This window comes from Serratia sp. CY38905 (assembly GCF_052168875.1).
GTDB classification, from domain to species: Bacteria; Pseudomonadota; Gammaproteobacteria; order Enterobacterales; family Enterobacteriaceae; genus Serratia; species Serratia sarumanii.
The window spans coordinates 89,388-101,596 of record NZ_JBJNLV010000010.1 but is presented as its reverse complement, the minus strand read 5'-3'; the positions used below and the strand labels follow the sequence as shown (position 1 = coordinate 101,596).

General features: G+C 60.6%; 8 protein-coding genes. 4 read left to right on the top strand and 4 right to left on the bottom strand.

Annotated elements, in window-relative coordinates:
• Both tamB and tamA read right to left on the bottom strand, forming a co-directional pair.
• Nucleotides 1-3,819, bottom strand: a complete 3,819-nt coding sequence (tamB, locus tag ACJ8MK_RS19320) for an autotransporter assembly complex protein TamB (RefSeq protein WP_442517981.1) — start codon at nt 3,817-3,819, stop codon at nt 1-3.
• Nucleotides 3,816-5,534 (bottom strand): autotransporter assembly complex protein TamA, encoded by a 1,719-nt coding sequence (gene tamA, locus ACJ8MK_RS19315; protein WP_194243329.1) that lies wholly within the window; start codon nt 5,532-5,534, stop codon nt 3,816-3,818. The genes tamB and tamA overlap by 4 nt, the downstream gene beginning before the upstream one ends.
• Before the next feature lie 304 nt (nt 5,535-5,838).
• Here tamA and msrA point away from each other — a divergent pair, with 304 nt between their 5' ends.
• Entirely contained in the window at nt 5,839-6,480 is a 642-nt protein-coding gene (msrA, locus tag ACJ8MK_RS19310; protein WP_033648689.1) for a peptide-methionine (S)-S-oxide reductase MsrA, read from the top strand.
• 180 nt (nt 6,481-6,660) lie between these two features.
• A complete protein-coding gene (locus ACJ8MK_RS19305; protein ID WP_033636802.1) occupies nt 6,661-7,986 on the top strand; it encodes a hemolysin family protein in 1,326 nt (441 codons plus the stop codon).
• 73 nt (nt 7,987-8,059) lie between these two features.
• On the opposite strand, the gene ACJ8MK_RS19300 is transcribed toward ACJ8MK_RS19305, so the two are convergent.
• Entirely contained in the window at nt 8,060-8,266 is a 207-nt protein-coding gene (locus ACJ8MK_RS19300; RefSeq protein WP_033636801.1) for a DUF1107 domain-containing protein, read from the bottom strand.
• 330 nt (nt 8,267-8,596) lie between these two features.
• On the opposite strand from ACJ8MK_RS19300, the gene ACJ8MK_RS19295 reads away from it, so the two are divergent.
• Complete coding sequence (locus ACJ8MK_RS19295) at nt 8,597-9,154, top strand: YtfJ family protein (protein WP_033636799.1); 558 nt, start codon at nt 8,597-8,599, stop codon at nt 9,152-9,154.
• Nucleotide 9,155: 1 nt separating this feature from the next.
• On the opposite strand, the gene cysQ is transcribed toward ACJ8MK_RS19295, so the two are convergent.
• Nucleotides 9,156-9,896: a 3'(2'),5'-bisphosphate nucleotidase CysQ gene (gene cysQ, locus ACJ8MK_RS19290; RefSeq protein ID WP_033638653.1), complete on the bottom strand. Its 741-nt coding sequence runs from the start codon at nt 9,894-9,896 to the stop codon at nt 9,156-9,158.
• A 254-nt stretch (nt 9,897-10,150) separates the two neighbouring features.
• On the opposite strand from cysQ, the gene ACJ8MK_RS19285 reads away from it, so the two are divergent.
• Complete coding sequence (locus ACJ8MK_RS19285; protein ID WP_060426716.1) at nt 10,151-12,103, top strand: bifunctional 2',3'-cyclic-nucleotide 2'-phosphodiesterase/3'-nucleotidase; 1,953 nt, start codon at nt 10,151-10,153, stop codon at nt 12,101-12,103.
• The last annotated feature ends 106 nt before the right edge of the window (nt 12,104-12,209 follow it).

The window sequence follows — 12,209 nt, the reverse complement described above, 5'->3', positions numbered from 1 at the left end:
CTAAAACTCAAACTGATAGAGCAAATCTAATGCCTGGTCGAGACCAGACACCGCTTCAAGATACAACTTAGGCATCAGGCGATAACGCAACGTCAGCGTGGCCAAGGAGTCGAAGATGCCCACCCCATATTTTACTTGTAAGCCTGGGAGAACATAGCCGCTCACGACAACCTGGGAACTGTCGCCAACCCCCTGAGTGTCCAGAGCCAAATTACTTACGCCGAATGCCTCGCCGATTTTACCCACAAGTTGACCACTTTGTGCAACCCCCATGCCGATTAACATCGAGGTCATGGCGTTGCCGTCGGCGCCGGAGCTGCTCAAGCCCTGGCCGCGCAGCAGATAAGACAGGGCTTCCTGTTGCGATTTGGCCGGATCGGAGAACACTTCCAGCTTCGGCGCATCCGCCAGGCCGGTCACGCGCACGCCGGCGGTCACATCGTCCTCGGTGGATTCCGGGTTGCGGATCGCCTCGATATTCAGCAGCGGCTGATCCGGCGGGCCGGAGAACATCAGCTGCCCTTTACGCACGATCAAATCCTGACCATAAGCATGGAAGCGGCCGGAAGGGATGTCAATCTGGCCGTTGAGGCCCAGCCCTTTCTTGTCCTGCACCACCTTCAGGTCGCCCTTCAGACGGGCTTTCAGACCAAAAGCGTCCAGCCGCACGTCATTGCCGACGTGGATCATCAGATTGCTGTTGATCGGGATCGAGGCGGTCTTCGGTTGAATCGGCTTCAGCTGGTCGTCCAGCATCACCTCGTCGGAAGAGACGCCCACCGCGCTTTCCGGCAGCTCCTGCACCGTGATGCGCGCCCAGGGAATGTCGACCTTGCCGTTGAGCGAGAACAGCTGCGGCGTGGCTTCGAACACCAGATCCGGCGACACGTCGATGCGGATCATCGGCGGCACCGTCACCCGTAGCTTATCGCCCTTGGCGGCAATGCGCGCACGCCAGGCGTTGATGTCACGCCAGTCGGCGTCGCCCGCCAGATTCAGCTGGCCGCGCGTGGTGCTGAGCAGCCCTTCCAGCGTCGAGGTCATGCCGTTGAAATTCACCGCCAGCCGCGCGTCGGTCATATCGAACGGCATCCAGTGCCCCTGCACCTTCGCCCGATCCAACGCCAGGCGCCCGAACACCAGCGGCTTCTGCGCGCTGCCGCCCAGGCGCAGGTTGGCGTTCAGCATGCCCGCCGCGCTTTCGCCCTTCATCAGCGCCGGGTTGATCAGCGCCAGTGAGATGTTGGTGATATTGACGTTGCCGCTGATGGTGCGCCGCACCTGCGGATCCGCCACCTGGATATTGCCGTCGAACTGGCCGTTGTTGGTCAGCTTGATCCGCCAGTCGGCCAGCGCGCGACCGTTGTTCAGGCCGGCGTTGAGGGTCAGCGTGTCGAAGGCGATCGGCAGCGCGTTGCCCTGCACCTGCTGCACCACCTTGACGCCGTTGCCGGCCAGCGTGACTTTCGCCTCCGGCAGCGCGCCGCCCGGTTTCCAGCTGACGTCGGCCCGGCCGGTGAACACCCCGCTCAGGGCGGTTTCCGGGCCAAGGAACGGCTTGATCATCGCCAGATCGAACCGGTTGAGCACCACGCTGGCCTGGCCGCTCTGGCCGGCTTCAATGGTCTTGGGCACGCACAGCTCGGCGTTCGGGTTCTGCCAACAGTGCGGCCCGACGCTGATTTTCTGCTCGGTGTTCAGGTAGTCCAGCGCGATGGCGCGCGTCAGGCGCCATTCCCCGACCGGCGTATCGAAGCGAGTGTTGTTCAGATTGCCGCGCCAGCGCTGCTGCTGGCGATCGAAACTGCCCTGCAGCGCCAACTGGCCGGAGACCGGTTTGCCGTCGATCTTCAGCTGCAGCTGGTGCTGCTTCTCGCTGCCCTTGGCGTCGAGGGTCAGCAGGCTGACCTCCAGCGCATCCTGCTTCAGCTGCTCGACGCGTACCGCCAACTGCCCCTGAATCTGATCCGTGGAGCGCACGTCGCCGTCTATTTTCACGCGGTTGATGCGCAGCGCCTGCCACTGCAGGCCGGATGCGGTCAAATCAGCCAGCAGCTGCGGCGCCTGCAGATTGCCGCGCAGCTTCAGCAGCCCTTTGGCGGTGCCGCCCAGGCCCGGCAGCGCGCCGTCCAGACGCGGCGCGTCGATGTTGGCGTCCAGGTTCCAGCTCTTCTCGTCCAGCTGCCCTTTGACATTCAGTTGGTTACGCCCCAGCGCCAGATCGATGCCGGGGATTTTCCACTGCCCGGCGGCGTTGCCGCTCAGCGTACCGCGCGCCGTGACCTTGTTCTGCTTCACGTTGCCGTCCAGCTGCAGCACCGGCACCTGCAGTTGCCAGCTGCCGCCGTGCAGGCTGCCGCGCGTGGTGATCTTGCCGTCGAGTTTCGCCGGCCATTCCGGCCACTGCTTGGCGGTATTGATGCCGCTCAGCGTCAATTGCGAGTTCCAGCTGATGGCCTTGCTCCAGTCCACCAACGCGGTGAGATCGGTATTGCCCTGCAGCGCCGCCAAGCGCAGGCGCTCCAGCTTGAACTGCTCGACGTTGCCTTTGCCGTCCAGCGTCAGCACCGCCGGCGGCAAGTCCTGGCCTTTCAGATTGGCGCGCGTCGACAGCGCGTAGTCGGTCGCCTTGCCGTTAAAGCGCAGGCGGAAATCGTTGACCTGATACTGCCCCTCGCCGCTCAGCGGCCATTTCAGCTGCTTGCTCTGCAACGTCAGCGCCAGCGGCAGGCCGGCTTCGGCCAGCCGGGTTTGCACATCGAGCTGGGCGCCGACCGGGCCGGACAGGTTCAGCGCCACCTTCAGCTCGTCACGCAGCCCGCCGCCGACGTTCAGCTTCACCTTCTCGCCCTTCAGCGGTTCGATGTTCAGCGCGCTGTTGGCGGTCAGGGACACCGGCCAGTCGCCGGTCAGTGTCGCCTGCCCCTGCAGCGACAGCGTGCCCTGCGGCGACTTCACGTCGAAGTTGTCCAGCTGGATATGTTGATCCTGCGTGCTGGCCTGCAGCAACAGGCTCGTGATCAGCACGTCGGTATCGCCGGTCAAGCGCAGCTGCTCGCCGCTGATCTCTTTGACGGTGATATCCAGCGGCAGGCGGATGTCCGGCAGATCCGGCAACAGCGGTTTGGCGAACAGTTCCTTCAGCGTTTCGCCCAGCGGCTTCTCTTCCGGCTGAGGTGCCGGCTTCGCCGCGTCGGTAACCTGCTCGCCGACCTTTTTCGCCACCTCGACCGCCGGCTGCACCGCTTCCGGCAGCGGGTTTTGCGGGGTTTTCGGCAAGGCGATCAGCAGCGAGCCGATCTTGGTCGGCATCAGCGTCAGCGCGCGCTCTTGCCACTGCGCGCCGGTGCGGAACTCGGCCAGCGAGATGGCGGTGTCGTCGACGGTGACCTTGACGTTGTTCAACGCCAACAGGCGCAGCGTGATCGGGTAAGGCGTGCTGAGATTGGTGGTCGGCTCACTGCTCTCCTCCACCGGCGCGGAAGGCGCCATCTCTTTGGTGTTCACCGCCACGTCCACATCCTGGGCGGTCAAGGCATTGACGCACAGCGAGCTGCGCTTAAAGCAGGAGAGATCGAGCGACAGATGGAACTGCCCGGCGTTGACCGTCACGCCCGGCATCTGATACTTCACGCCCTTCAGCGTCAGATCGCGCCAGCCGCCGCTGACGCCGGCGATCTCCAGCCCCGGCACCCAGCGCGCCGCGCCGTTGATGACCATATGCAAACCGGTGGTGGTGCCTATCAGGAAGGCCAGGCCGCCGATCAGCAACAGCAGAACGACCAGAAATCCGAGACAAATCTTTTTAACCAGGCTCATAGTTCAGGCCCCAAACCGATGTAGAACTGCATCCCGTGGGTGTCCTTGTCTCCCACAGGCGCGGCGATATCCAGCTTCACCGGCCCCACCGGCGACTGCCAGCGCACGCCTACGCCGGCGCCGGTCTTGAAGTTGCTCTTCTTGATATCGTTCACCGCTTCACCGGAGTCGACGAACATCGCCCCCCACCATTTGCCGGTCACGTTGTATTGGTACTCCAGCGAGCCGGTCAGCATCTTGGAGGCGCCGGTCAGCTTGCCGTCGTCACCGCGCGGCGAGATGTCTTTGTACTTGTAGCCGCGAATGCTGCGGTCACCGCCGGCGAAGAAGCGCAGATCCGGCGGCACCTTGTCGAAGTCGTTGGTTTCTATCCAGCCCACCTGCCCGCGCGCCACAAAACGATGCTTGTCGGCCAGGGTGCGGATCCAGACGTTCTGCGCCTGCATCAGCGCAAAGTCCACGCCGGAGCCCCAGGAGGTGTCGGACACGTCGATAGAGTAGCGCTGGCTGTCGCCCCAGGTCGGCATCAGACCGCCGCGCGAACGGGTGCGGCTGAAGCTGACGCCAGGATACAGCAGCATGGTGGTGTTGCTGACGTTACCCTGGGTAAAGTTATCCCAGCGCCAGGTCAGGTTGATCGCCCGCTGCCAGCCGCTGGAAAGATCCCAGTTGCGCGAGGCCACCACTTTGGAGGTGACGGACTTGGTGTCGTTAAGATCGACGTTCTTGAGGCCGCCCTGCAGCAGGTAATACTGCTCCAGCGGGTTCTTCAGCAACGGGATTTTGTAGGTCAGATCCAGCTGCTGCTCCGGCGCCGACACGCTGGCGCTGGTTTCCAGACTATGCCCGCGATCGTTGAGCCAGGGTTTTTTCCAGGTGCCTTTCACCCGCGGGCCGACGTCGGTGGAGTAGCCGATACCGGTTTCGACGGTGTTGCGCGTGCGCGGCGTCACCAGCGCGTCCAACGGCAAAATCTTGTTCTCTTTGGCATCGTTGAAATCAGGGGACACCACCACCGAGTTGAACCAGTTGGTGGCGGACAAACGGCGGTTCAGCTCGGCCAAATCCTCCGAACTGTAGTAATCCCCCTGATGAAAGGGCACCAGATTTTGCAGATAGTCTTCGCGAATTTGCGAACCGGTGAATTTCACCTTGCCGAAGCGGTAACGTTCGCCGCTGTTGAAATCGATATCCCAAAACGCCTTGTGCAGATCTTCGGCCACGCCGAGCTGGCTTTTGGTCATGTCGGCGTCGAAGTAGCCTTTGCGCAGCGCCAGGCCGGTGAGCGAGCCTTTGAAACTGTCATACTTGCCGTGGTTGAGGATCTCGCCGATGGTCGGCCGCCCCTTCTTCACCAGCGCCAGGTAGTCCTCATCGGTCTTCGCGCCGCCTTCCAGCACGATGTTGGCGCCGGCGATACGCACCGGTTCGCCCGGATTGACCTTGGCGTGCAGCACCGGGCGCGACATCCCCGGCCGATCGTCCAGCGTAAACTCGATGGTCGGCTGGTAATAGCCGAGCGCGCGCAGCCCCTGGCGCACCGCCTCATCCACCCGCGCGCGGAAGCGCCCGTCGGTGCCGACCTCTTCAGGCGTGATCGACGACAGCCGCACCCGGACGTTTTTTTCCAACTCTCCGCTTAACCCCTCCACCTGCAAGCGCACGTTGGCCGCATAGGCCGCAGGTGCCGCAAGCAACACAGATATCAAGCACATGACCGGGTACTTTGGCACGTGTTCTCCTTATTGATTTTACTTTCCTGTTATGGTGTTCGCTCCGGGGCCAGGGCAGACTCCGCGCTATCATGACGGCAGCCCTCTTCAACCTTGTTCCGGACGCCGCCCGCCGCGCTTGCCACCACCGCGCAACAGGCGAATTCTTCACTTTTGGCGCTCAAAATACTGCGTTAAGCTTATACATAAACTCAACTTGCCACTTATTGTGGGCAAAGACGCGGTGAGATACAACCGAACCGCCCCCATGTAGGGTCAATTCTTACTGTGACAACAGGAGTCAACCGTGGTGCCATTTTTTGATAAATCACAAACCGTCGATAAGGCAAGCGCGCTGCCTGGCCGCACCACGCCAATGCCTGTCGCAACGCTCAACGTGGTCACCGAACACTCGATGACCCAGGTGCCGGCAGGCATGGAGGTGGCGATCTTCGCCATGGGCTGTTTCTGGGGCGTTGAGCGCCTGTTCTGGCAGCAGCCGGGCGTCTACAGCACCGCCGCCGGCTACAGCGGCGGCTACACGCCGAACCCGACCTACCGCGAAGTGTGCAGCGGCCAGACCGGCCACGCCGAAGTGGTGCGCGTGGTGTTCGATCCGCAGGTCGTCAGCTACAAACAGCTGCTGCAGGTGTTCTGGGAAAATCACGATCCGGCGCAGGGCATGCGCCAAGGCGGCGACGTCGGCACCCAGTACCGCTCGGCGATTTATACGCTGAGCCCGGAGCAGCAGGCCGAGGCGGAAAGCAGCCTGCAGCGCTTCCAGCAGGCGATGGAGGCGGCGGGCGACAAGCGCGTCATCACTACCGAGATCGCGCCGGCGCTGCCGTTCTATTACGCGGAAGACGATCATCAGCAGTACCTGTTCAAGAATCCGGAAGGCTACTGCGGGCTGGGCGGCATCGGCGTTTGCCTGCCGCCGCAGGGCTGATCCGATGCCGGCCGGCGGCACTTTTTTAACCGCTGGCGGCCCCTGTGGGGCAACTGCTATACTGTGCGGGCCGCTTCTGCGGCCCGATAGCTTCCCTTCTGGTTGTTATCGCTGCTTTTTTTACTATGTACTACCCTTCCTCAAGAGCGCCGGCATCCCGTCGGCACGTATGGATAGATTATGTTAAACAGTATTTTACTGATTCTTTTTCTGATCGCGGTGAGTGCGTTCTTCTCACTGTCGGAAATCTCTCTGGCCGCCTCGCGCAAGATCAAACTGAAGCTGATGGCGGACGAAGGCAACGTCAACGCCGCCAGAGTGCTTAAACTGCAAGAAACCCCAGGCATCTTCTTCACCGTGGTGCAGATCGGCCTGAACGCCGTGGCCATCCTCGGCGGTATCGTCGGCGACGCGGCTTTCTCTCCCACCTTCAAGGTGTTGTTCGATCGTTTCCTGTCGCCCGAACTGGCGGAACAGGTCAGCTTCATCTGCTCCTTCGTGCTGGTGACCAGCCTGTTTATCCTGTTCGCCGATTTGACCCCGAAGCGCATCGGTATGATTGCACCAGAGACGGTCGCCGTCCGGATCATCAACCCGATGCGTTTCTCCATCATGATCTTCCGCCCGCTGGTGTGGTTCTTCAACGGCATGGCCAACCTGATCTTCCGTATGTTCAAGCTGCCGATGGTGCGCAAGGACGACATCACCTCCGACGACATCTACGCGGTGGTGGAAGCCGGCGCCCTGGCGGGCGTGCTGCGCAAGCAGGAACATGAGCTGATTGAAAACGTGTTCGAACTGGAATCGCGCACCGTGCCGTCTTCGATGACCTCGCGCGAAAGCGTGGTGTACTTCGACCTGCGCGAAAGCGAAGAGAGCATCAAGGAGAAGGTCTCGACCCATCCGCACTCCAAGTTCCTGGTGTGCGACGGCCATATCGATCAGGTGGTCGGCTACGTCGACTCCAAAGACCTGCTGAACCGCGTGCTGGGCAACCAGAGCCTGGTGCTGAGCAGCGGCGTGCAGATCCGCTCGGCGCTGATCGTGCCGGATACGCTGACGCTGTCCGAAGCGCTGGAAAGCTTCAAGACCGCCGGCGAAGACTTCGCGGTGATCCTCAATGAATATGCGTTGGTGGTGGGCATCATCACCCTCAATGACGTGATGACCACGCTGATGGGCGATCTGGTCGGCCAGGGCCAGGAAGAGCAGATCGTGGCGCGCGACGAAAGCTCATGGCTGATTGAGGGCGGCACGCCGATCGACGACGTGATGCGCGTGCTGGATATCGACGAGTTCCCGCAGGCGGGCAACTACGAGACCATCGGCGGCTTTATGATGTATATGCTGCGCAAGATCCCGAAACGCACCGACTTCGTCAAATACGCCGGCTACAAGTTCGAAGTGGTGGATATCGACAGCTACAAGATAGACCAGCTGCTGGTCACCCGGCTGAGCGACAAACCGGCGGCGGTGCTGCCGAAAGCGCCGGAAGACACCCCGTAGCTTGACGGCGATAAGACAAAAACATCAGCGGCCCCATCGGGGCCGCATTTTTTTACCGCTGTCAGCGAGGTGTTCACCCCATCTCGGCCTGCAGCAGCAGCACCTGACGGTTCACTTCAGACATCACGCTGAAATGGCGCTTGTCGCGAATCTTCGGCGGCAGGATTTTCCCCTCGTCGAATTCAAATGCGCCCACGTCCTTGATATACAGCCTTCCGCGAAACAGGGTCTTAACGTACTTCGCCACTTTCAAAGGGTTATAACGCTGGAAGATTCTCATTCTTTTACGCTCCTCCCGTTGATCCATGCGCTCAGCGAGCCGCCAAAGGTGGCAGCCTCGAAATTCAGAACGCAACTTGATTGCATGTAGTAGACCCAGTAAAGACCAGATCGTTCACTTCTGCCCGGTGATCTGCACTGGATTTACACTTTTTGACAGAATTGTATATGATAATTTATAACGTTTTCAGGATATCCCTTCAAAATCTGATGATTAGCGAACCAAGGGAAAATCTGCGATCCGGTTAACAGGACAGACCTCTTATCACATCCTATGCTTTAGGCTGTCGAAGTGCTGTCGCACAAATTCCCCCCATTACAAGGAGAAAGCATGAAAACAAGTCGCATGCTGATGGTATCCCTGCTGCTCGCCCCGCTTTTCGCTTCCGCGCACAACTTCCAGCTCCAGCAGCGCGTGGCGCCGGTCGGCGTCAGCGACAAAGGAGAGCTCAATTACGCTGAAGGTAATTTTAGCTACCAGAACTGGAACAGCGCGCAGCTCAGTGGAAAAGTGCGAGTGATACAACATATTGCCGGCCGCAGCTCCGCCAAAGACATGAACGACCCACTGATTGAAGCGATCAAGAAGGCGAAGCTACCACACGATCGTTACCAAACGACGACAATCGTCAACACCGACGATGCCCTGATGGGCACCGCGATGTTCGTGCGCAGCAGCATTGAAGACAGCAAGAAGGAGTTCCCGTGGTCGCAGTTTATCGTCGACAGCGACGGTAACGTGCGCAAGGCCTGGGATCTGCAGCCGAAAGGCTCCGCCATCGTGGTGCTGGATAAGCAAGGGCGCATTCAGTTTGCCAAAGACGGCGCGCTGACGCCGGAAGAGGTGCAGCAGGTGATGTCCAAGCTGCACCAGCTGTTGGCGAACTAACTCAGAACAGCGACACCCGGAAGCCGGGGTTGAGGAAGGATTCACGCGGGGTATAGAGCAACGGCTTGCCCTGCCAATCGTGAATTTGCGCCCCGGCGGCCACCGCCACCGCATGCCCTGCGGCGGTATCCCAAATGTTGGTCGGCCCGAAGCGCGGATAGAGCTGTGCCTTGCCTTCCGCCACCAGGCAAAACTTCAGCGAGGAACCGACGGACACGGTCTGGTGCTCGCCCAGTTGCTGCAGATAATCTTTCAGCTCGTCGTCGATATGCGAGCGGCTCACCACCACCAGCGGCGGATGCGCGTTGCTGACGCCGATCGCCTGCCGCACGCCCTTCTCTTCTTTCCAGGCCTTGCCGCGCTCCGCCAGATACAATACGTCTATCGCCGGCGCGTACACCACGCCCATCACCGCCTGCCCCTCTTCAATCAGGGCGATATTGACCGTGAACTCACCGTTGCGGTGCAAGAACTCTTTGGTGCCGTCCAGCGGATCGACCAGCCAGTAACGCGTCCAGCTGCGGCGCTCTTCCCACGCCGGCGGATCTTCTTCCGACAGCAGCGGCACCTCCGGCGTCAGCGCCGCCAGGCCGCGCTTGATGATGTGATGCGCCGCCAGATCGGCCGCCGTCACCGGTGAATCATCTTTTTTCTGTGCGACATCAAGCGGTTGTTCACCGTCGTACACCGCCATGATCGCCGCCCCCGCCTCGCGGGACAGTTGGCAAATTCGCTCTAACATCATGCACCTCAACTCTGCATCTCCGTGGGAAATTTCCCTCTGTCTCTGCTAGCAGACTAGTTTTTTTTACGCCGAATATCCATCTCAACCGGCTAACCCCCGGGAATTCCTCAGATCTTGTTGGGCACAACTGTGAACTTCCCCGCGTTACCTGCCGCCGTTTTCTGCCACACTTCACAGTTTACTGTGGCAAGCAATGTTAATTACATTTCCCTCTGCGATAACACTCGAATAATGGAATGGAGAGCCCCCAAATGATGAAGCATCCACTGACGCTGTCCGCGCTTGCGCTGCTGGTGTGCGCCTCGGCGCAGGCGGCGACCGTCGATCTGCGCGTGCTGGAAACCACCGATCTGCACAGCAACATGATGGACTTCGATTACTACAAGGACACGCCGACCGACAAGTTCGGCCTGGTGCGCACCGCCAGCCTGATCCAGCAGGCGCGCCAACAGGCCACCAACGCGGTGTTGGTGGACAATGGCGACATCATTCAGGGCAGCCCGCTCGGCGACTACATGGCGGCCAAGGGGTTGAAGCCGGGCGACGTGCACCCGGTCTATAAGGCGATGAACACGCTGGACTACGTGGTCGGCAACATCGGCAACCATGAATTCAACTACGGGCTGGACTACCTGAAGAACGCCATCGCCGGCGCCAAATTCCCGTACATCAACGCCAACGTCATCGACGCCAAAACGCAAAAACCGCTGTTCACGCCCTACATCATCGTCGATACGCCGGTGAAGGACCGCGACGGCAAGGCGCATACGCTGCGCATCGGCTACATCGGCTTCGTGCCGCCGCAGATCCTGGTGTGGGATAAAGCTAACCTGCAGGGCAAAGTGACGGTGGACGACATCACCGCCACCGCCAAGCGCTACGTGCCGGAAATGCGTAAACAGGGCGCCGATCTGGTGGTGGCGATCCCGCATTCCGGGCTGTCCAGCGAGCCTTACAAGGCAATGGCGGAAAACTCGGTCTACTACCTCAGCCAGGTACCGGGCATCGACGCCATCATGTTCGGCCACGCCCATGCGGTGTTCCCGAGCAAGGACTTCGCCAACATCAAAGGCGCGGATATCGATAAAGGCCTGCTGAACGGCGTACCGGCGGTGATGCCGGGCCAATGGGGCGATCATCTCGGCGTGGTCGACCTGCAGCTCAACAACGATGGCGGCAGCTGGAAAGTGACCGCCGCCAAAGCGGAAGCGCGGCCGATCTACGACAAAGAGAACAAGAAATCGCTGGCGGCGGAAGATACCGCGCTGGTGAAAGTGTTGGCGGACGATCACAAGGGCACGCGCGAGTTCGTCAGCCAGCCGATCGGCAAATCCGACGGCAACATGTACAGCTACCTGGCGCTGGTGCAGGACGATCCGACGGTGCAGATCGTCAACAATGCGCAGAAGGCCTACGTTGAACATTACATTCAGGGCGATCCGGATCTGGCCGATCTGCCGGTGCTGTCGGCGGCGGCGCCGTTCAAGGTCGGCGGCCGCAAGAACGATCCGGCCAGCTTCGTCGAAGTGGAAAAGGGCCAGCTCACCTTCCGCAACGCCGCCGATCTCTATCTCTACCCCAATACCCTGGTAGTAGTGAAGGCCAGCGGCAAAGAGGTGAAAGAGTGGCTGGAGTGCTCCGCCGGCCAGTTCAACCAGATCGACGTCAACAGCGCCAAGCCGCAGGGCTTGATCAACTGGGACGGCTTCCGCACCTATAACTTCGACGTGATCGACGGCGTCAACTACCAGATCGACGTCAGCCAGCCGGCACGCTACGACGGCGAATGCCAGCTGATCAACGACAAGGCGGAGCGCATCAAGCAGCTGACCTTCAACGGCAAGCCGATCGATCCGAACGCCACCTTCCTGGTCGCCACCAACAACTACCGCGCCTACGGCGGCAAGTTTGCCGGCACCGGCGACAAACACATCGCCTTCGCTTCGCCGGATGAGAACCGTTCGGTGCTGGCGGCCTACATCAGCGCCGAAACCCAACGGCACGGCGCGGTGCATCCGCAGGCGGACAACAACTGGCGTTTGGCGACCTTCAGCAGCCAACAGCCGCTGGATATCCGCTTCGAGACTTCGCCGTCGGACAAAGCGACGGCGTTTATCAAGGAGCACGCTCAATATCCGATGACCGCCGAGGGCAATGACCGTATCGGCTTCACGGTCTATCGCATCGATTTAAGCGCGAAATAATCACCCGGCCGGGGCAATCCCCCCGGCCATCTTCGCTATTTTCCCACTGGCGCGCCCTTTAAATTGCATTTAAAATGCATGTTATTAGATTCCTTCGTTTAAAGAG

Excerpts from the sequence above, each read along its gene's own strand:
- tamB (WP_442517981.1), bottom strand. The coding sequence starts at position 3,819 with ATGAGCCTGGTTAAAAAGATTTGTCTCGGATTTCTGGTCGTTCTGCTG.
- tamA (WP_194243329.1), bottom strand. The coding sequence starts at position 5,534 with ATGTGCTTGATATCTGTGTTGCTTGCGGCACCTGCGGCCTATGCGGCC.
- ACJ8MK_RS19305 (WP_033636802.1), top strand. The coding sequence starts at position 6,661 with ATGTTAAACAGTATTTTACTGATTCTTTTTCTGATCGCGGTGAGTGCG.
- ACJ8MK_RS19300 (WP_033636801.1), bottom strand. The coding sequence starts at position 8,266 with ATGAGAATCTTCCAGCGTTATAACCCTTTGAAAGTGGCGAAGTACGTT.
- ACJ8MK_RS19295 (WP_033636799.1), top strand. The coding sequence starts at position 8,597 with ATGAAAACAAGTCGCATGCTGATGGTATCCCTGCTGCTCGCCCCGCTT.
- cysQ (WP_033638653.1), bottom strand. The coding sequence starts at position 9,896 with ATGTTAGAGCGAATTTGCCAACTGTCCCGCGAGGCGGGGGCGGCGATC.
- ACJ8MK_RS19285 (WP_060426716.1), top strand. The coding sequence starts at position 10,151 with ATGATGAAGCATCCACTGACGCTGTCCGCGCTTGCGCTGCTGGTGTGC.